We start from the raw sequence: 21,015 nt of genomic DNA, 5'->3' as shown, positions 1-21,015 counted from the left end.
CCATCATGAACATCGCAAAGAGCATGTTGCACGGACTCGCCATGTACGGATCCGCCATCGCCAGCACCAACGCGGGCATGGCCAACCGTCATCTCATGGAAGCCGTCATCGATCTGACTCACGAAGACCAGCGCTGACGCCCATTAACGATCAAGTCGATCACATTTTCGACGAACCCGTCCCACATCTGCCGCCAACACGCCAATAGATCCGCCTCTACATCGCAGGAAAACCCCACACGGGTCGCAATCATAGAGCGATCTACCGGTCGGTATCGCATATGGCAGGTGAGGCGGCGGAAAGAGAACGGAAGAGTATCCTCCATCCACGGCCGGACAATGGCGTCCGCCCTTTTTGTCACCCGTAGTTTCGTAACCCCTTTCTCATTACCCGCAGTTTCGCAGTCCCCTCGCATGTGCGAACCCCCACGCAAGACTTACGCACAACGGCCGCCGAAGCCCCGCCGAACGGTACGCACGGCTCCTCGAAGATCGGAAATACGGACCCAACAGGACGAAATCCTTAATTCGTAGTGCATTACGGACGTTTTGAGGCTCAGCAGCGTCCGCAAGACACTACGAATCGCCAAGACCGTCTTTTTCAGCCCGTATCTTTGCCGACCAGGCGGCTCAAAGCCCCTGAGCGCCCAATAAACCAAAACATGCAACCGCACCGCCAACGTCACCGTGCCGCCACGCAATTCAGCAACATGACAGCACAACACGCAACATTGCACAAACGCGGGAACGCTAGCTCGTATACCCTCGTCACCGCTTCATAACTTGATCGCACCCTACAGAATGTGAGCCTTCACATCCCAGTCGCAGCCATAGAACGATTCGCACAAAATCCTTGTAACTTCAAGGAAATCAGGACATCACACCACGACACGCCGACAGATCGGCTTAATACCAACCACCTGGTAGGTTTCTCTGCGACAGCGCTTGCGCAAATTCCGCCAATGCTCTATCGTTATTCATGTCAGCCAAACAAGGCGGACAACAAACAAGCAGAAAAGGGAACAGCAATGAACATGAAGAACAGCATGATGCGCAGCCTGGCCCTGTACGGCGCTTCCGTGATGGCCGGTTCCTGCAGCAAGATGAACCAGACGGTCATCGATCTGACTCGCGAGGCAGAAGCCCGCTAGAGCACACCCCACGCCTCGAGAACGGGACGTAACACATAAACGCACATACGCATAACACTTAGAAGACAATTCACAAAGACTCGATAGCAAGACTTAAGGAGAACATCATGAACATCAAGAAGAGCATCCTGCGCGGCATGGCCCTGTACGGCGCTTCCACCATGACCGCCACCCCGTCCACCAGCAAGCAGATCTTCGACAGCATCCAGTCTCTCGAGAACGACGCCCGCTGAGCGACGCCAGACACGGCAGACAAATACCGAATAACCGAATACAACGACTAAGGAAATACCAATGGACATCAAGAAGAGCATGATCCGCGGTCTCGCCCTGTACGGCGCCGCCACCATGACCGCCACCCCGGCCGCAAGCAAGCAGATCTTCGATTCCCTGCGCGGACTCGAGAACGACGCTCGCTGAATCCTGCAATAGCGTCAGCATCTGAATGCTGCACGTATCACCATCAACCGATTCAACACCGATTCATTCACCATCAATCAAGGAGTAGCAATGAGCTTCAAGAACAGCATGAAGAAGACCCTGGCCCTCATGGGCGCCGCCTCGCTGACCGCATACAACGGCCGCACCTACCAGCAGATCGCCGAGTCCGCCCTGAGCGACGACGAGCGCTGAGTCGGGCTAGTCGAGAGCAAAACCACAGCAACAAGCATCCCCGAGGTCTACGATCATCGTAGATAGTAAACCTCAACCACAAGAGAAGAAGAACAGGAAACTGCGGACAACGACGTCCGTGTTTTCTCCGATTGCATCCGCCAGCCGAAAACGACGCCCGAGCGCATTCGGGTGCGATTCCGGCCGACAGTACGTAAATCAAGTCCGCGCGAGTACGAGATCGCGCAAATCAAACCTGCCCCTGCGCGAGACCGCGCAATAGGGCGATCTCGTCGCAGTGGGTGGTCGGCGTCAGTTCCTTGGTCTCCAGAATCATCGGCAGTGTGTTGAGTCGAGGATCGTTGACCATACGTGTGAAGAACGACAGACCAAGTGCACCGTCACCGATGTTCGCATGACGGTCCTTGTGTGAGTTCAGTCCGTTGATGGAGTCGTTCGCATGAATGGCCTTGAGACGATTCAGCCCGATGACTTCATCGAAATTCGCAAGCACGGCGTCGAAGTCGTTCAGCAGATCGTAGCCGGCGTCGAACACGTGGCAGGTGTCAAGCGTCACGCCTACCAGAGACTCGGATTCCACCCCGGCTTCTTCCGGCTCCCCCGTTTGGATCGGCGTCTTCGTCATGGCCGACGTCTGTGGTTGCGTCAGACGTTCTTCGATACCGCTGATGATCGCCGTAATCTCCTCGAAGTTGCGACCGCATTCGGTTCCCTTGCCCGCCATGGTCTCCAGCAGGATCGGCACGACGACCTCGCCGCTTTCGGCGAGGTCGTTCAGTACGCGACTCAGGCTTTCGGCGATCAGCCGGCAACCCGTTTCGGCGCCTTGGCCCACATGCGCCCCCGGATGCACATTGAGATAGATCGGCTGACCCGCCCGCCGGATTGCGGCCAACAGACGCAGGTCCTCCTCCATCGCGTTGATGGCGAACTCACGTTTGGACTCGTCCTTCGCCGCGAAATTGTAGACATAGGGCGCGTGCGCCACCAATGGGCCGTAGTGTTCGGACCGTAATTGCTCGCCCAGTTTCCGCGCACCCTGTTCGGTCAGTGTTTTCGACCGCTTGCCATACGGCGAGCGCGGGAAGAACGCAAATGTGGTACCGCCCTCTCCATGCGATCGTTCCAGTAGCTTCCCCCAGCCACCGGACGTCGACAGATGCGATCCGATGAACAATTCCCGCTTCGTTTCCGCCATGGCTTCCTCTTTTCATTCCACAGATACATTCCGCAGGACTGTCGTCAGTATGCCCGAAAGCGTGGTCATCGATAGCGAGGATCACGAGCATGCGGCGGAACGGCACTCACGACACACGGTTGCTGAAATCGGTTTCATGAGTTATGGTGAAGGTGTTGGGACAAGCAAGAGGAAACGGCGTGTCGCGCAAGGATGGGCGGGACGAATTCGGCGGGGCTCACTTGTGGGTGCCCTGTACCCGCGGTGTCATTGGTGCCGCGTGGGTTTGTCGTTGAGTTGGACGTGGTAGTCGTCGATGATGTCCGCCAGCGTGATGGAGCGCATGGCCCCGGCTGTGGCGTGTTCGATCTTCTCGTAGGAGGGGGCGAGCGTGGCGTGGATATTCCGCGCCACGGGGCATGACTGTCCCTTGTATTGGTGGACGCCGATCATGGTGGCCAATCCATCGGGTTCGACGGCGTTCTGGATGTCGAGCAACGTCACAGCCTTGGGGTCTTGGATCAGGTGTGCACCGACGTTGCCGCGTTGGACATCGATGATGCCGGCTTTTTTGAGCGCGGCGAAGAGCGCTCGAATGCTTGCAGGGTTGCAGCCAGTGCTTTCGGCCAGCAGCGTGCTGGTGACGCGGTCGTCGCTGCCGGCTTCGTTCATGAAGATGAGGCAGTGCACCGCCACTGAGCATTTCATGCTGATATGCATGTGTCCTCCCGTCCTTCGTGCCGTCGTCCCATATGTTCAGGCGTTGCGACGCTGCTATGTTGACGATATCCCGGCGTCACGATATGGTTTAATGTAATTCTAAATATTACATTACTGGGTCGTCGGAAATCCAACACCTGCGGAATCGAAGAAAGGACGCGCCACCATGCGAGCAGCGCAGATCAACCGTTACGAGAAAGACGTCGCCAAGGCCATTGCGGGGGTTGAGGTCAACGAGATCCCCGAACCGTCCATCGGCGACCACGACATACTGATCCGCGTCAAGGCGGCGGCCGTCAATCCGCTGGAATTGCTGGTCATCACCGGCGGAGTCAAGCTGATCCAGGACTATCCGATGCCGGTCACGCTCGGCAACGAAGTCGCCGGCGTCGTGGAACGCGTGGGCGATGCGGTGCGCGGATTCCAGCCGGGTGATCGCGTGTATGCCCGCACGCCGATCGACCACCCCGGCGCGCTCGCTGAATTCGTCGCATTGCCCGCCGACGCCGTGGCACCGATGCCCGAGGGCTATGATTTCGACGAGGCCGCGACCATCCCGCTCACCGGTCTGACCGCGTGGCAGGCGTTCACGGAGGTTCTGGACGCCAAGCCGGGGCAGGGCGTCCTCATTCCCGGAGGCTCGGGCAGCTTCGGACGCATGGCGGTGCCGATCGCCAAATCGCTGGGGCTGGACGTCACCGTCACCGGTAACGAGCGCTCGCGCGACGAGATTCTCGCCCTTGGCGCCGACCGGTATCTCGACTACCGCGCGGAGGATTACTGGCAGGCCGGCATCGGCGTCGACTACGTGATCGACACACTCGGACCGGCAGAGTTCGACCGTGAGCTGTCCGTGCTGAAACCCGGTGGTACGTTGCTCAGCTTGCGTGGCGTGCCCAACAAGGCGTTCGCCGAACGCATGCGGATGCCGTTCCTCAAGCGCACGCTGTTCTCGCTCGCCGGATCGAAGCTCGACAAGAAGGCGCAGGCGCAGGGCAAGCGGTACGAATTCATCTTCGTGCGGGCGGATGGCGAACAGCTGCGTCATGTCACCGACATCGTGAAGGAGCGTGATGTGCGCCCCTCCATCGACCCGCACATGTTCCGTCTTGACGACATTCAAGCGGCGCTCAAGCTTGTCGCCGGCGTGGGAGGGCGCGCGTCGGGCAAGGTCGTGGTCCGGTTCTGATCATTGGGTAATTGACGAACGCGAATGAAAGGGAGTGGATCGGCAATGCCTATCGCCATTATCACCGGCGCAAGTTCCGGCCTTGGCCGGGCATATATTGATGCGATCATCCGTGAGTGCCCGGAAATCCGGGAGATCTGGATAATCGCTCGCAGCAAAGGCAAACTCGAACGAATCGCCTCTGAATATCAGAGCGTTCGCATCGTGCCGGTTTCGCTCGATCTGACCGATTTGCGCAGCTTTGACGAACTGCGTGACAGGCTTGACGCCGCCAAGCCGCTTATCCGTATGCTTGTCAGCAACGCGGGCATCGGTGCGAGCCGGCCGTTCGCCGATGAGGATCCGCAGCGCCTACTGCAGTTGGTGCAGCTCAACGTCATGGCGGCCACGATGGTCACGCGCCTATGCCTGCCGTACATGCAACGCGGGTCCACGATTCTGGAGACCGGCTCCATTCTCGGCGCTTCACCGGTGAGCAATCTGGCGGCATACAGCGCCAGCAAGTCCTATGTGCGCACCTTGTCCGTCGTGCTGCGGCAGGAACTCAAGCCGCACGGCATCCATGTCACCGTGGTGCAGCCAGGACTGATGGATACGCCGATGCTGTCGCGTGGTTCGGAGTCGTCCGCCGGCGCGGTCTCGGACGCGGGGCCGGGGAAGCGGACGTCGCTGCCGGTACTGGACCCGCGTGACGTGGCGGTCGGTTCAATCCGTGCAGTCAAGCGAAACAAGGCCATCTACCTGCCGCATCCGTTCAACAAGTTGCTCGCGTTTCTGGCCAAGATCCTGCCGATCACGTTTGGTGTATCGGTCGCGAACATGTGACCATACGCTGATTGCCGCGGTTCGACGGCGTCGGTGAAGATGCTCGGGGCGGCGTGAATGCCGGCTTGGATGAGATCTACTGAGTGAGCTCTACTGAGCCGTCAGCTGATGCTTCCGTACCTTCTTGAGGTAATTTTTCTTGAAGCGCGTGCCGACCCGGAAAAACGTTCGTCGGTCGCTGTCTGTTCGTGATTCTCGTACTTGAGCGCAGTCAGTTCGATAGTGCAGATGAAATGCCGGGGGATTACCCCCGGCATGGTACACCGTCATCGACGTCTACTTATCGCCGCTCTACTGTCCGTCTCGCGCCACGAGCTGGCCGGTGGAGTGATTGGCGCGGGGGCAACGGCGGCGCACGGCGAACCAGCGCACAACCAGGATACCGATGACAAGTACCACGACCGAGACCGAGACAATGCCGATCGTGAGCATGCGCACTGGACTGTCGTAGTCGGTGGCGTCCGGTTCGACGGGGTTGGGGATGCGGTGACCGCGCACAAGCAGGCGATGCGTGTTCACCCCGTACGGCGTGCAGGTGATCACGGTCGCGTAATCCTTGCCGTCCTCAATCGCGAGATTGTCAAACTGGTTCGGCAACACAACGCTGATCTTGTCCACTTGGTAGGTATAGGTCTCACCCAGCACGTGGAACGCGAACGTGTCACCCTTTTCGAGGGTGTCGAGGCCGGTGAGCAGCTTCGCGCTCGGCAGTCCGGTATGCCCGGAAACGACCGCGTGCGTGGCCGCTCCGCCCACCGGCAAGCTGCTGCCCTCCAAATGACCGATCGCGATCTGCAGAACACTCTCGTCCGTACCGTGATACACCGGGAACCGTACCTTGAGCTTCGGAATCGTCACATACCCCATGACGCCCGTGCCCGACACGTCCAACAATGACTCGTACTCGACTTTCTGCTCCTTGGTGAGCATCCATCGGTCCGCGGTTGTTGGCAATTTCGTGTTGTACGCATGCGCGGCGTCCAGCATACGTTTGCGTTCGGTTTTCGACAGATCTTCGGTCTGTTCGATGTACGTGGCCACCGCGCGCGACTGATGCATGCGATTCCACCAGTCCGCCACCGTGGGGTACGCCAGCAGCGTCAGTCCTACGACGAGCACCATCGCGAAGAATGCGGAGATGATGCGCGAGACTGTATCCGTGGCCTTTTTGCGATGGGTGGCCATGCTGATTCCTTCCATATGGTCCATATAGATTGACCCCTCTTAGCCGAGGGAGCATCGTTTTGCTTTCCCTCAAGGTTGAGGGGAGCTAGCAGGGAAGCCAATTGAGAGGAGTTCACGAAGCTCCCGCGATCCACTACTTCGCCCTGTGCCTGCGGCGTATGAAGAGGATGAGCCCCAGTCCGCCGAGCGTGCCGGCGCAGATCGCGGCGATGCCCACGCTGGCGCCGGTCTTGCCAAGCAGTGGGGTGTTATTGCTCGGTGGGGTCGTCGGCGGCGTGTACGTGTTGGTGATGGTGACGACGTCGTTCTCGCGATCCGTCAGCACGGTGTAGCCGTCCGGCACGGTCTTCTCAACCACCTGATAGTCATGACCGACCGGCAGATCGTTCCATTCATGGGTCCAGTTGTTGGAGGCGTTGAGCTCCACTTCGTCGATCACCGTGCCGTCCTGCAACAGCTGCACGACGATTTTGCCCGGACGATTTGCGGCGGAATCGCCCTTCCAGACCTTGACCACCTTTCTCTTGACCGTTTCGGCGGGAGGCGTGGCCTCGCAGTCGTTCTTCGGCTCGAGGGTGACGTCCATGGTCGTGGCGTCGGCGTCGTCCACCGGCTTGGACGGCAATGCGACCAGCACGTACGACGGGCCGCAGGTGATGGAGCCATCGTCATAAGCGTCGATGAGGACCAGATAGAGGCCCTTGGGAAGGCCAGAGAATCGGGCACCGCCGTTGGCGTCGGTGGTCGCGGTGGCGGCGGCCGACGGCTTGTTCCTTTCGATGAGACCGACCAACGTGGTGGCGAACCACTGATAATCAACGGAACCTCCGCTGTTCAGCAGCAACCAGTCAAGCGGGTACTTGCCGCTGTCTGAAAACGGGCTGATCGGCGTAAACGTATTACGGTCGGAGTTTGGCGCCCAGTCGGCCACATGGTACAGGTTGACCGTCGCGCCGGCGATCGGCGCGCCTGCGTTCGCATAGTCGACGGTGATGGAGCCGGTTCGGGCCTCGGTGCCGGACGTCTCGTCCGCGAGCGCGGGAACCGGCATGAAGCCCGTCAGGAGCATCGCGACGGCAAGCATCAGCGAGCAGACCGCCGCAAAGACACCGCCCGCCGCACGCGGGGCATGGGCCAGCGCGCCTCGCGCCTGCGCCGCGCCGCGGTCCTGGCCGCGGTCTTGCGCACGACCGTGGGTGTGACCTTGATCTGCGTGAATCATCATCGTTCTTTGCTTCAATCTCTTCGTTGACTTACCATTTCCGATTCGGCCGGCAGCGGCGGTGATGCCGCCCCGCCTTCTGGCAGAAGCGAGGCGGCATCACCGGATCGGCCGATCAGCGCATCGGCATATCAGCCGCGATCAGCGGGACGCGTTGCGGCGGCGCAGGCCGAACCACAGGCCCGCAGCGGCCACGCACACGGCGCCGGCCACGTACAGGATCGTGGTGCCGATGCCACCGGTCTCCGGAAGGTTGGAACCCTTCTTGTTGACGACGTCAATGCTGCCGCCGTCCTTGTTCGTATCGACGGTGAAGTCGTTGATCTCCTTGCCGTTCAGGTCGGTGAACTTCAGCGTCTTCAGCTGCGGGTCGTCCGCGGTGGCGTCATGCTCGGCGACGATTTTGAACTCGAGGCCCTCCCAAGTGTTGTAGCCGGCCGGGGTGGCGGTCTCCTCGAGCTTGTACTGGCCCGCGTCCAGACCAGAGAAGTTGAACTGGGTCATGGTGTCGCCCTTGATCTCCTCGCCGACGGCCTCGTACTTGCTGGAGTCCTTGTTGAACTTGTACAGGGTGAAGCCGGCGCCTTCGAGGGCCTCGTTGTTCTCGTCGACCTTGTTGGCCACGATCTTGAACGTGAACACGGTGACGACGTCCTCCGGGGTCTTGCCTTCGCCCTCGCCGTTCGGGTTGTTGGAGAAGGTCAGGTCCACCTTGTTCGGGTTGCCGGCGGAGCCGATGACCGCGTTCTCGTTCAGCGTGGCGTTGTACTCGACCACGATCCTGGTGTCCTTGTCGATAGTCAGGGTCTCACCATCGGTCGCGGCGGCGGCCTGCTTGAGATCGGCGAACTTGAGGGTCAGCACGGTGCCGCCCTCGTACTTGTCGCCGGTGCCCTCGTAGGCGGCGGTGGCGACCGTGTAGCCGTCCTTGTCTGCGGAGTCTGCGGCAAGCTTCTTGATCTCGGTCTTGGTCTGCTGCTCGCCAGCGTCCTTCACCGCGTACACCTTGATGCTGTCCTGATCCAGCGTCAGGCCCTTGGACAGGGTATCGGTGAACGTGTAGGCGTAGGTGGTGTAGGCGTCGTAGTTGCTCGGCAGGGAGCCGGTCAGCTGGAAGGCGACGGTGTCGTTGATGTCGTGGTCGGCGGAGTCGGACCACTTGTCGTCGTTCGCGTCCTTGTCGTCGGTGGCGGAATCGTTGGTGTCCCACACCTTCTTCTCAACGGTAGGCACGTCGGCCTTCGGCTCGACGGTCACGCTCTTGACCACACGGAGGATGAACTCCGTGTACGCCTCGGTCTTGTCGCCGAGGGTGCCGTCCTTGTCCTTGACCAGGTAGTAGCCGGCGTCCAGACCGGAAATCGTGTAGGTCTTCGCGCCCTCGTTATACGCGCCGGTTCCAGAGGTCGTCTCGGTCAGGTGGGCGGCGGCGACCTTGGCGAACGCGACCGCGTTGTCCGCGGTCAAGGCGGCGGCCACGTCGGCGGCGCCATTCGCGCTAGTAAACGTAGCACCAAGCGTGGCATCCTGCTTCAGCGCGGCGAGCAGTTCGCCGCCCTTGACGCCGTTGCCCCAGCTGATGTTGGACAGCGTGACGTTGTTGTCCTTCTCGGACAGGTCGCCGGCGAACACCTTATATGCCTCGAACGTGTGGTCCTTGGTGACCGGCTTGGTCTGCGTGCCGATGGTGATCGAATACTCTCCCGCCGCCATCGCCGTGACAGGCGCGATCAGCCCCGTGAACAGCATCGCCACGGCGGCGATGAGGCCGAACACGGCCTTTCCTATCTTCTTCATGATTACTCCTTCGAGTGTTCTTTGTTGTTGAAATCCTGATGGTTCCGAGTCGGTGCAGCCGACTACATGCTGAGACCGCCGCGTTTGCGGGATGCGTGGACCAGCGCCAGTGCTCCCGCCGCGAGGGCGACAAGCAGTCCGCCGGACAGTCGCCAGTCGAACATCGTCACGTCACTGCCGGTGTTTGGCAGTAGTACGGCCGAGTACCGGTTCGTGATCACGGGGATGATCTTGCTGTCGCCGCCGTATTCGCCGTCGACCTCCACTCTGGTGGTCAGCTTGCCGGCACCGTTGTCCGTGACCGTCACCTGATACGTGTGAGATTGTTCGTCGTAGGTGACGCCGGCCAGATGTTTCTGATCGTTCTCGGCCGGTATGTTCTCCTTCACCGAGTAGGTGAACGTCTTCGACTTGGCATAGGTGCCGTCGGCGTTTCTGAGGTCATCCATGCCGAAGACGATGGTGTCGAACGTCACGAAGCTATTGCCGGTCGTGCTCGCGGGCACGGTCTTGGTCTGCAGCGGCTTCGCCGATCCGTCAGCGGCATTCACATTGCCCTCGTAGAGCGTGAAATCGAACGCATCCTCGGGAATCTCGTAGGCGGTGCCGTCGATATTCTCGAAGATCTTGCGCGTGTAGAACGTCACCGAACCGGCCGCGTCGTATGTGTTGGTGAACTGCGTGGTATCGCTGCCGGTATCCATATCGGTGACCGTCGCCTTGAGTTCGCCGGTCTGCTTGTCGAGCGTGACCGTCACCTTCACGTAGTTCCAAGTGTCCTTGTAGGTGACTCCGTCCTTGACATTGTTCACCGCCCCGTCTGGCACGTCCTCGATCAGCGAGTAGTAGGTCGAGCCGACTTGGTAGAAGGTGAGCTCGTCAAAGGAGACGTCGCCGTCCGCGTCGTTCGTCTTGGTCTGGAACGCCTCGGCTGTGAAGGATTGGCCCTTAGGATCGCCGAACTGGAATCCGTGGTACAGCTTGAACGAGAACTGGCCGGCTTTGAGCGTGCCACCCTTCAGGGTCTTACGCGCCTTGAGCTGCACCTTGACCGGCTGAGGCGTGTACGTGTTCGAGAATGTCGGCATGGCCACACCGGTGCCATCGGCGTCCGTCACCACATTGCCGTCCGCATCCTTGACGACCTGCGTGACGGCCAACAGTCCGCCCGTATCACGACCGACCGTGACTTCGAACTTGTACACGGCCTCGTCATAGGACATGCCATGCTCGTCGCCTGCGATCTCGGAAACACGATAGGCGTACGTTTTGGCTGAGCCGTTCGTACCGAGGTCCTTGTCGGTGAATCGTATGTCCTTGAAGGACGCTTCACCGTTCGCCGTGTTCTTGGTGGTGAGTTCGTCCACATCGGCGATGTTGCCATCGTCGCCGATCACGTGCAACGGAGCGCCGTCGATTGGGACGAGCTTGAACGTGAACTTTCCGGCGGTCAACGGGTTGCCGCCGCTGTTGTCGACGTATTGCTTCCTGACCTTCGGGGACCAGTTATGCAACAGCGCGTCGTACACGTTGGCGATCTGCGCGACTGGTTCGTTATTGTCCGTCGCCTTGATCTTGACCGTGCGCATGGTGGTCACCGCGACCCGCTTCGCGGACGACGTCGTCTTCTTTGAGGCCGTCTTCGACGACGTCTTCCGCGTCTCGACGTCGGCGCCCTTCTCGACCCGTTCCAGGTTCACGGAAGAAGACAGAGTGCCCTTGCCGTCATCGGTCACGGTGACGGTGGCCCGGTACAGGTCGGTGGAGTAGCTCACGCCCGGCAACGGATTCTCCGGCTGCATCTCGTCGATGTTGTATAGGTACGTGCCGGGTTTGTCGAAGGTCATCTCGCCGAAGGAGAACGCGTTGCCATTGGTGGCCTCGCGCGTAAGCACGCCATCCGCGGCTCCGTCCGGCATCGGCATCGAACCTTTCGCAACGGCCGAACCGTCGACCAGCGTGCCGGAGATGGCCTGCATGCGGAACGTGAACGAGTCGCCGTCCTGCCAGTCACGGCCGGAGAGCGTCTTTTGCGCATACAGCTGTGCCGTGGCGGGCGAAGGCGTGTACACGTTGTTGAACGCGGCCTCTTCGGAATCGGGATCGTCGTCCGTGCTCACGTCACCGTCGCTCACACGATAGCCGACGCCAAGCGTGCCGTTACCCATGTCCCTGACCGTGACGATGACCTTGCGGGTGGTGGCGTCGTAGACGATGCCGTCCTTCGAGTAGCCCTGCGTGACAGGCTGACCGCTGCCGTCGAGCTCAGCGACCGTGTAGGTGAGCGTCCAGTTCTTCGCCGTGGCGTCGTACATGGCGTATCCGTCGGCCACTGCCTGGTTCAGAGCCTCCGGCGTATAGCTGATATCGTCGAAGACGATGTGGCCGGATGCCTCGCCTCCGTCTGGCACGATGTTCGACTTGGTCTGGATTGGCGTTTTGTTCTCCGCATCGTCGCCCTGATACAGGCCGAAGGTGAACATTCCCGCCTTGAGTGTCGGCGCGATGGCGCCGCTTGCGGCGGTGAGCTTCTTGTGCAGCAGGAAGAACACACGGCCGCTCGCACCGTACGTGTTGGTGAAGGCGGTCTTGTCGCTCACGTTCCGGTCCGATTCGGTTGTCGCGTCGGTGTTGTCGTAGGCGATATCGGTCACGAGCCCACCGGTACCGTTGTCCTTGACGGTGACGGTCGCGTAGGACACGTGCGTATCCTTGGTCGTGCCGGCCTTCACGTCACCGGTTTCGGAGATGCGGAACTTGAAGACTCCCGGCTTGGTGAAGTGGATGCCGTCGAACGTGAAGCCTGATGCCACGCCGTCCTGCGCGCCGGTCACGGTGGCCGTCATCGTTTCGGATGCCTTGTCGTCGCCGAAGACGATGGAGTCGTCCGCGAGACCGTCGCGTGCCGCCTTGGCTTCGGCGGTGTCGTCGGCCGCGGCGGCCAGTTGGAACGTGAACCGCTCGTTCGCATCCATATCACGCCCGGTCAGGGTCTTCTGTCCGGCGACGCTTGCGGTGGCGGGCGTCAGATCATACGTGTTGGAGAATACCGGGCGACCTTGGTCAAGCTTCGATGCATCAACCGGATTGCCTTGCGCGTCGAGGGTGGTCGTCTTGGAGACGAGTGTCGCCTGCCCATCGATGACCTCGTTGCTCAGTTCCACCTTGATCGTGTAGACGGTCAAGTCGTAGGTCATACCGTTGAGCGTGGCGGTTTTGCCGTCGTCACTCGTCACGGCACCGGCCGGCGCGTTCTCCTTGAGGGTGTACGTGTAGGTTTTGTCGCCGTCATCGAAGGTCGTGTACTTGATCGAGGGGAACGACACGGCGCCGTCCGAGGTGACGGTTGCGGTGACTGACCCTCCGGGCCTCACACCGTTGGGCATGGGCGCTTTGTCGTTGCCGGTCAGAGTGAACGAGAACATGCCGTCGATCAACGGCTTGGAGCCGGTCTTATCGGTATAGTTCTTGATGGCGAGCAGGCTGAGGTTGATGCTTTCCGCGTCGAAGACGTTCTGGAACCATGCCTTGTTGTAAGCGATGGGCTTGTCAGGATTCTTGTAGTCAGAACCGTCGTCGTTGGATACCTTGGTCATCACGACGCCCTTGTTCGGGTCGATGGACAACTTGCCTGCACCGTCATCGGAGACGGTCACCGCCACATGGTAGAGCGCGTTGGAGTAGTCGATGCCGGGAATCCTCTCGGCGTCCGGCGGCGTGTGCTCGTAGATGTTGTAGTGGTAGACGCCGGCCTTGGTATAGGTGATGTCGGGGAAGGCATGCACTTCGCCGTCGGTCACCGTAAGGCTCGTATACCCTTGCCTTTCGTCGGCTTTGGTGGCCAATGGCGCATCCGGGGTATCCGAGGAGGGCTCCAGACGGAATTCGAAGGAATAGCCGTCCTTCCATGTGCCCCACAGATCCTTCTGCACCTTGATGTTGTTGCTCACCTTCGCCGACGTCGGCGTATACGTGTTTTTGAACGTCTGCGTGCCGCGCACATCGTCCAGGCCTGTGATCTTCGACGTGGCGACAAGATCGCCGACGGCGTTCTTCGTGACCGTGAACACGACCTTCGCGGTGCGGGTGTCGAGCGTCAGACCATTGCCGCCATTGCCGGCCTCCTTGACCGTGTAGGCGTAGGTGCCCGTCTTGGAGAATGTGAAATCGCCGAACGAGAACGCGGTGCTGCTGCCGTCCGCGCCGGTTCCGGTCTTCCTGACGATGGCGGTCGTGGACTTCGGCATCGCGGCCTTGACCTCGTCCTCGGTCACGTCCTTGCTGTCTGCCGCATCAGGAGACAGCTGGAAAGTGAACTGATCGTCGTCGGCCCATGCACGCCCCGACAGCTGCTTGCCGAGCGTGACGGAGGCCGTCGCCGGGCTGGGAATGCGCACGTCGGTCGCAGTGAAGGATGTGTTGGACGAGACGGCGAGCCCGAAGCCTTTGGCGCGTGCGAGCGCCGCTTCGGCGTCGCTGGCATTGCCGCTCGGAATCATGAAATAGTGCGGGGCCGAATCGAGTTCGTAGCCGTTCGGTGCCTTCGTCTCCATGAAATAGTAGAGCGTGTTATTGGCCAGTGGATTATCCGCGCTGCCGAAGGTCAGCATGCCATTGGCGTTCGTGGTTTTTGTCTGGACCTTGCTCGAGGCATTCTTTACCTGTTCGAAGGTCACCTTGGTCCCGCTGAGCCTGTCCATATCGACCTGATACAGCGCGAACTCGGCACCTTGCAAATACCGGCTCAGGTCGTCTGCATCCACCTTGGTGACGGTGACCGTGCCGCTCGCGCCTTCGGTGCCGGCGCTCGCGTTGGTGATTGTCCATTTCTTCTCGTTGGTGGAGCTGCCGCCGGCCACGCCCTTGAGCGACGCCGTATTGCTGAGCGTCACCTTGTCACCGGGTTTGCCGGTCGGCTTGACCTCGTACACCACTTTGAGTGCTGTGGAATCCGGCAACGTGATGGTCAGTTTCTGCGTGGGATTGCCATCCTTGTCGGTCACATCCTCCAGAGCGACCGGCACAACGACGGTCTCACCGGTGCCCACGTTCGTGATCTTGAGCGAGCTGGGCATGAACGTGCCCTTGGCATCCATCACATCGGACAGGGTGATGGTGTCCGAGTCTTTGATCAGATCCGCGCTTTCCGGGTTCACCGAGATCGTGTAGCGCACATGGTTCAGATCCTTGATCTGCTGGGCCGCCTTGTCGATCACCGTGTTCTTGCCCTTGACCGTGGACGAGTCAGTGCCAAGATGTGTGGAACCGGATTGCGCGTCGACGCTGTTGGTGAAGTTGACGCCTTCACCGGTGCCTTTGGCGGCGGTCGAATAGGTGAGGACGGCGTATGCCTTGTCGGAGCCGTCTGCGTTCTGTACGACGGCCTCCGTGGGAATGGTGAAGGTGATCCGGCCGTCCGATTCCGACTTCACGGCGTCAAGGCTCTGGTTCTGCAACGCTCCCGGCCACCAGCCGGCCTGCACCGTGTACTTGCCGTCGTAGCCCGCACCGGCAGGAATGTAGCGCATGCCTTGGGGCAGTGTATCGGTCACGACGATCGGCTGGCCTTTGAGATCCACCTTGCCGGCACCGTTGTACGGGTCGTTGTCCTCATTCACCGTGACCTTCCACGTGGCGATCCACGCGCCCTTGGTCTTTTCCGACGAATCGACCTTCGACCAATCGAAGTCCTTGTCCCACTTCATCGAGCCGGTCTTGGACACGAGGTTGTCATCGTCGATTGTGTAGTCGGCCTCGGCGGACTTGGTCACGCCGTTGAACTTCACGCTCGCCTTGTTGTCGTACGTGCCGGGCGTCCTATCACAGACCGTCGTGTACGTGACCTTGATGTCCTGTTGGCCGATCGCACTCCCGACCTTGTCACCTTTGAAGGTGATGGTCATCGTGTCGTTGGCGCTGTTGAACTTGAGCGTGTAGTCGGTGTCCTTGACGAGCTTGGTTCCGTCGGCGAGCGCAAGTATCGGCTCGCCGTAGAACGTGAACGTGGCCTTGGTGCCGCTCGGCTCGGAGAGCTTATCGGTGAACGTGATCTTCTTCGGATCGGTGAAGCCGCTCATCTTCGACGTCGCGATGACCGATGACCATGTCGCCAGGCCGTTCGACGCGGCGGTGTTGGAATCGAGCGTCTTGGTGATGTAGGTGTTCGTGTCCTGAGGCGTGTATGTGCCGTCGTCACTGCCGTCGGGCTTCGTTGGATCGTTGCCGGGAGGTGTGATGGTGGCGCCATTGCTCACCGTCCCCTGCGAGGACGGATCGTCGAGCGCGGTGTAGTAGACGATGTGATACTGCTCATGACCGGCGTCATTGGGGAACGTGTAAGTGAAGCTCTTGGCGGTGCCGTCAAGAGTGCCGGAGGCGACCGGATTGCTCCAATCGTTGCCCTTGTATACCTGATATGTACCGGTGTAGTGGTGGCCGTCCTTGAGCGTATCGGTGAACGTGTAACCGCCCATGTCGGCTTTGTAGTTGCCGTTGTTGAGGTTCACGATCCACTTGATGCCCCTGTCGCCGTCAAGCGAGCCGTTGCTCTTGTCGATCATCTGGTAGTTCAGGTACGGCGTGGTCTCGGCTTTGCCGGGCGTCTCGGAGCCGGTCCAGCTCCATTCGGCGGTGTTCTTCGAGTCGTTCTGGGAGAGCTTGCCTTCGGCGAGGAGTTTCTTTGCCTCGTCAGTAAGCGTAGCGGTGTAGGTGAGCTTATAGCCGTTCTTGGCGTTGGCCTTGAGATCGCCGAGATTGACTGTGGCGTTCTGGCCATTGATGGTGACGTTATCGAGGCTTTTGCCATCCAGCTTGAAGCTGCCCTTCACGAAGTTGAAATTCGTGCCCAACGTGTCGGTGACGACCATGTTCTTGACATCGAACTTGGGTTTCACGTTGACGGTGAACGTCACAGTGCCGTCGGCATTGATCGTGTAGGTCTTGGAGCCCTCGATCTTGGACTTGTCGATGTTGACGGTGATGTCCTCGCCCTTGGTGCCGAAATCGATGACCACCTTGTCACCGCTGTTGCTGCCATCATCGTTCAGGGTGAAGTCGAAGTTCACGAACGACTCGACATCCGTGGGATTGGCCTTCAGCCAGTCCTCGTTCCACTTGCCGTAGACGACACCGTTCGTGATCCACCAGCCGCCGGCTAAATTACCGCGTGCGTCGTACAGGTTCTTGGGGTTCTTCTCCGATCCCACGTCCTTGACGGTGATGTTCTTCGGGAACGTGTAGTAGCGGATGTTGTCGCCGATCGTCGGTTTCTCGCTCTCGTCCCAATCCCAGACGATATGGCCGTATTGTGTCGCCGACCTGCACCTTGTCGGTATTTTCCAACGGTTGTTGATGGTTCGCGTCCTTGAACAGGTTCACCCGAATCTCGGACTTCGAATTGCCGGTGACCTCCTGTCCACCCTGACTGACGTCGTTCGAATTGGAGGAATTGGACGTGGAGGGTATGCCGGCATCCGCGGACTCGAGAGGATCAGGGGATTGGACGGTCTCGGACGATGCGGCATCGTCCGTCGTCTCGCCGAACGCTTCGGGAACGATATTGACGCCGGTGGCCAGCATCGCCACCACTGTCAGGAACACGACTATCAACCGGCACATAGGTTTGCGGAGCATGCGCATCCCGTCTCTTCTTCCACGACAAACTACACTCATGGCGGATTCGACAACCTCAGACACGATGCCTGTCATCGCTACATCCACTGGCAGTCAAAGCTACCCCCCCCGCTCGATTTGTCAAAACGGGGTGCTACACGAGGGTATGCAACACGCGTCTCAACCCAATCCAGAGAACGCGCCACGCCGTGATAAGCCTGCCGGCCGTCACTTGCAAAACCACGACGTCTTCTGCGGACCTGTGCCGTACACGGGTCCGCAGTAATATGACATTCGCAACGTGACATTCCAAGAGCCGGAGCCATCCCCCGACATCTCTCGCCTTCTTTAAGGTAGATGAAGTTTGCTCTTGTTGATTCGAAGGCTTCGCGAAGAGTCTTATCGCGTTCCAGCATTTGGAAGCCCTCACCGGTTCGAGTGGTCATGCTCAAGTTATTAAGTCAATCAATGATATACTGTGAGCTGTTCGATAGGCCTGACCTATCGGTTGCTTTCACCGGCCCGCGTCCTGCATTGGAGGCGGGCCGAGTGCTTTCAGGAACCAGTGTGGATTACGGAGAGAGGACACATCCATTCCGTCGCTCTGCGCATTCTCCTATGGCACGCTTCGACAGCCCACGCGGGACTCACCTCCGCCGACGCCGATTCCGGCACTGAATCCTACGAACCCAAGAGACTCAGCGATTCCTCACGTTTCCACGCAAAGGTCGTCGCCGACCGATCACCAGCCAGCGACTGCCACGCGACGACCCGTCGTTGAACGACCAGCACCGAATGACGGTAGGGGGAGAGAGCCCTTCCCTAAGTCTCCGGCACTCCCCGAGGCATAGCGCCGCTCTCTCCCCCGATTTCCCACAGCCAACCAATGCTTTGCAATCCGGGGCCGAATCTGATACCGTGTCTCCTACACAGGTCCGCAGCAATGTGAGACTTCCAAGAGCCGGGGGTAATCCCCCGGCATTTTTTATTTTCAGGGGGCATCATGGCGGACGTCTCAATTTTCGCCGACGAAAGCGGCGAACAGGGATTCCAGTCCAAATACTACGCGCTGACGCTAGTGTTCCACGACAGTCCGATCCTGTTATCCCCATGTTCGATGGTTATGAGCAAACGCTCCGCGATGCAGGCCTGCCAGACATTTCCATGCACGCCTCACCGCTGTTGAACGGCCATGACGCCTACCAACACCTCGGCATCAGCCAGCGCAAGCGCCTGCTCACCTACTTCCTGTCCATGCTGTTCAAACTGCCGGCACAATACGTGACGCTCATCTACCGAAAGGCCGATTACGCGACCTTGGAACAGCTGGGAACGCGCATCAAACGCGATATCGTCAACATCGTGTTCGACCATCTGGCGCTCTTTCAGAGCTTCGACGCCATCAAGGTGTACTACGACGGCGGCCAGAGCCTCGTCACGCAGGCCATTCACGGCGCGGTGGAGTACGCGCTCTCGAAGAAGGCCATCGTCTACCGCAGGGACTCGCCGACCGACTACCGTCTTGCACAGATAGCGGATCTCATCTGCACCATCGAACTGACAGCCCTCAAGTACGAGAACCACGAACAGACCGCTACCGACGAACGCTTCTTCGGGCCACTGGGAAATTTCAGAAAGAATTTCCTAAAAAAGGTCCGGAAGCATCAGCTGACAGCTCGGTAGAGAGTTCTCCAATCCGTCTCAGTTCATCGCCATCGTGCTGGAGACCAGCTTGTTGGTCTTCGCCATGGCGCGGGTCACCGGCGTGTAGAGCACGAAGCCAATGAGCAAGGCGACCACGAGATAGATGCCCATGCGACCCATCTGCTCCCAGTAGACGTTGCCGTAGAATCCGCCGACGGTCTCCCTCAGCGCGGTGATGCCATGAGAGAACGGCAGGTAGGGGTACAGCTGCCTGAAACCGCTCGGGAGCATCTCCACCGGGAACGTGCCGCCGATGCCGGCGATCTGCGAGACCATGAGCGCGGCGCAAATCACCTTGCCGACGGTGCTGAACACGGCCGACAGCGTGTAGACGAGCGTCGAGCTCACCAGCGACGACCACCACAGGCATAGCATGAACAGGAACGGATTCTCCGCCTGCGCACGCAGATACAGCAGGTCGCCGAGCCCCAGCACGGTGGTTTGCGCCAGCGAGAACGCGACGAAGGTGAGGCCGCGGCCCAGATACAGCTGCCACGGCCTCGGATGGTCCAAGGTCGCGGCGATCTTGTCCGATACGTTCGCCTTGAGGACGATGCCTAGGAACATCGCGCCGACCCAGATGGCCAGCAGCGTGTAGAACGGGGTCATCGCGGAGCCGTTGTTCGCGATCGGGTACACGGCTATGCGCTTCGTCATGACGGGCGTGGTCATCGCCAGAGCGATGGTGTCCGTGGGTTGGGAGAGAAGTTTGCGCACCTCGTCCACGCCGCCGGATGCCATGGCCTCGTCCAGCTTGTCGGCGGTCTCGCCGAGCTTCTTCGATTGCTCGAGCAACGTGTCATGCGCCGTGTTGATATTATCCGTCACCTCACGGATGTCAGTCAGCGCACCGGCCGAACCACTGCCGTCGGTCTGACCGGTCACGTCGGCGAGCGCCGCGGTGGCGTCGTCGACCAATGCCTTGGCATCCGCACCAGTCCGCTTGGCGGAGTCGGTCACGCCGGAGAGCATGGCGACGACGTTGTCCTGATACGACTTGTTCAGATCGCGGATCGACTGCGCGCTGGCCTGCGCCTGCGCGGCGATGTCCTTGCCGGCGTCGGTGATCGTCTGCCCCTTGGCTTCGGCCTGGTCCGCGGCGTCGTTGATCTTCGTGTCGGTGTCGTTGAGGCGTGTGAGGGTGCGGTCCACATCAGCGATGGCCCGGTCGATCGAGGCCTTGGCCGGTTCGGTGTGCAACGATTCCCTGATGGAGACCAGCGTATTGCGGTATTGGGTCAGGCTCGCGATCATTGGCCTGACGCGGTTCGTGGAGATCTCGCGCAGGGCCACCGCAGTGTTGGCGGCTCCCTCGGCGGGTTTGCTCAGCGTCTCCTCGGCGTTGTCGCCGACGGTATCGAAGGCGTCCGCCGAGGAATCGAGTCCGTTGGTCATGTTCTCGTTGATGCGGTCGATCGACGTGGATGCGTCTCCAAGCTTGCCGGTGAAGCCGTCCATGTCAACGGTGGAGGATTGCAGCGACCGCTTCGTCTGTTCCATCGACTTGTCAGATGCGTCGAGCAGGGATGCCGCGGAATCGGCGAGATCCGCGTAGCTCGAAGCGAGATCGGCAGCGTCGGCGAGATCGCTTGATTGCTGCCGCAGATTGGCACTCAATGCACTGATGGATCGTGTGCTCTGGTCCGTGTCGAGATAGGCGGACACGGAATCAAGCATGCCGGCGGCGGCCTGAGCAACGGCCGAGGTGAGGGTGTCGCTGATCTGCTGACGTACGGTGGAGGCGCCCTGATCGGTGACGGTGGAGCCGATGGGGTTCTTCTTGGGGTTGGAGTAGTAGACGA

16 protein-coding genes are annotated in these 21,015 nt (G+C 60.1%); 8 read left to right on the top strand and 8 right to left on the bottom strand.

The window, feature by feature from the left end:
• Positions 1–5 precede the first annotated feature (5 nt).
• From EP30_RS11225 to EP30_RS11205, 5 genes are all read left to right on the top strand, one after another.
• Positions 6–137 carry a hypothetical protein gene (locus EP30_RS11225; protein WP_258185464.1) on the top strand — a complete coding sequence of 44 codons (132 nt, stop codon included), beginning with the start codon at positions 6–8 and terminating at the stop codon, positions 135–137.
• An 890-nt stretch (positions 138–1,027) separates the two neighbouring features.
• Positions 1,028–1,150 carry a hypothetical protein gene (locus tag EP30_RS11220; RefSeq protein ID WP_258185463.1) on the top strand — a complete coding sequence of 41 codons (123 nt, stop codon included), beginning with the start codon at positions 1,028–1,030 and terminating at the stop codon, positions 1,148–1,150.
• A gap of 107 nt (positions 1,151–1,257) precedes the next feature.
• The gene (locus EP30_RS11215; protein ID WP_258185462.1) at positions 1,258–1,383 is read left to right on the top strand and encodes a hypothetical protein; all 126 of its coding nucleotides are present in this window, start codon (positions 1,258–1,260) and stop codon (positions 1,381–1,383) included.
• Positions 1,384–1,444: 61 nt separating this feature from the next.
• Positions 1,445–1,570 (top strand): hypothetical protein, encoded by a 126-nt coding sequence (locus tag EP30_RS11210; RefSeq protein ID WP_258185461.1) that lies wholly within the window; start codon positions 1,445–1,447, stop codon positions 1,568–1,570.
• 90 nt (positions 1,571–1,660) lie between these two features.
• Positions 1,661–1,783: a hypothetical protein gene (locus tag EP30_RS11205; protein ID WP_258185460.1), complete on the top strand. Its 123-nt coding sequence runs from the start codon at positions 1,661–1,663 to the stop codon at positions 1,781–1,783.
• 229 nt (positions 1,784–2,012) lie between these two features.
• Here EP30_RS11205 and EP30_RS09455 read toward each other — a convergent pair whose 3' ends face one another.
• Positions 2,013–2,981 (bottom strand): deoxyribonuclease IV, encoded by a 969-nt coding sequence (locus tag EP30_RS09455; RefSeq protein ID WP_140558213.1) that lies wholly within the window; start codon positions 2,979–2,981, stop codon positions 2,013–2,015.
• Positions 2,982–3,227: 246 nt separating this feature from the next.
• Complete coding sequence (locus EP30_RS09450; RefSeq protein ID WP_140558210.1) at positions 3,228–3,680, bottom strand: Rrf2 family transcriptional regulator; 453 nt, start codon at positions 3,678–3,680, stop codon at positions 3,228–3,230.
• A gap of 166 nt (positions 3,681–3,846) precedes the next feature.
• On the opposite strand from EP30_RS09450, the gene EP30_RS09445 reads away from it, so the two are divergent.
• Together EP30_RS09445 and EP30_RS09440 are read left to right on the top strand one after the other, a co-directional pair.
• Positions 3,847–4,869, top strand: coding sequence for an NADP-dependent oxidoreductase (locus EP30_RS09445; RefSeq protein WP_140558207.1), 1,023 nt, complete (start codon positions 3,847–3,849; stop codon positions 4,867–4,869).
• Between the two features lie 45 nt (positions 4,870–4,914).
• Positions 4,915–5,694: an SDR family oxidoreductase gene (locus tag EP30_RS09440; protein WP_181160863.1), complete on the top strand. Its 780-nt coding sequence runs from the start codon at positions 4,915–4,917 to the stop codon at positions 5,692–5,694.
• Between the two features lie 291 nt (positions 5,695–5,985).
• Here EP30_RS09440 and EP30_RS09435 read toward each other — a convergent pair whose 3' ends face one another.
• The 5 genes from EP30_RS09435 to EP30_RS09415 form a co-directional block, all read right to left on the bottom strand.
• Positions 5,986–6,879, bottom strand: a complete 894-nt coding sequence (locus tag EP30_RS09435) for a class C sortase (protein WP_245819195.1) — start codon at positions 6,877–6,879, stop codon at positions 5,986–5,988.
• A 133-nt stretch (positions 6,880–7,012) separates the two neighbouring features.
• Positions 7,013–8,104 carry a Cna B-type domain-containing protein gene (locus EP30_RS09430; protein ID WP_140558202.1) on the bottom strand — a complete coding sequence of 364 codons (1,092 nt, stop codon included), beginning with the start codon at positions 8,102–8,104 and terminating at the stop codon, positions 7,013–7,015.
• Positions 8,105–8,242: 138 nt separating this feature from the next.
• Complete coding sequence (locus tag EP30_RS09425) at positions 8,243–9,898, bottom strand: isopeptide-forming domain-containing fimbrial protein (RefSeq protein ID WP_140558200.1); 1,656 nt, start codon at positions 9,896–9,898, stop codon at positions 8,243–8,245.
• Positions 9,899–9,960: 62 nt separating this feature from the next.
• A complete protein-coding gene (locus tag EP30_RS09420) occupies positions 9,961–17,103 on the bottom strand; it encodes a Spy0128 family protein (protein ID WP_140558198.1) in 7,143 nt (2,380 codons plus the stop codon).
• On the bottom strand, positions 17,057–17,605 hold the full coding sequence (locus EP30_RS09415; protein ID WP_140558195.1) for a hypothetical protein: 549 nt from the start codon (positions 17,603–17,605) through the stop codon (positions 17,057–17,059). Before EP30_RS09415 ends, EP30_RS09420 begins: the two co-directional genes overlap by 47 nt.
• A 1,014-nt stretch (positions 17,606–18,619) precedes the next feature.
• Between EP30_RS09415 and EP30_RS09410 the strand changes: the two genes are divergently transcribed.
• Entirely contained in the window at positions 18,620–19,192 is a 573-nt protein-coding gene (locus EP30_RS09410) for a hypothetical protein (RefSeq protein ID WP_258185459.1), read from the top strand.
• Positions 19,193–19,210: 18 nt separating this feature from the next.
• Here the strand turns inward: EP30_RS09410 and EP30_RS09405 are convergent.
• Positions 19,211–21,015 (bottom strand): YhgE/Pip domain-containing protein (locus tag EP30_RS09405; RefSeq protein WP_140558192.1); only part of this gene is annotated, 1,805 nt, incomplete at its 5' end.

The sequence above is a fragment of the Bifidobacterium sp. UTCIF-39 genome (assembly GCF_006408715.1).
Lineage (GTDB): Bacteria > Actinomycetota > Actinomycetes > Actinomycetales > Bifidobacteriaceae > Galliscardovia > Galliscardovia tissieri.
The sequence above is the reverse complement of the archived record's forward strand: the minus strand, read 5'-3'. Positions and strand labels throughout refer to the sequence as shown.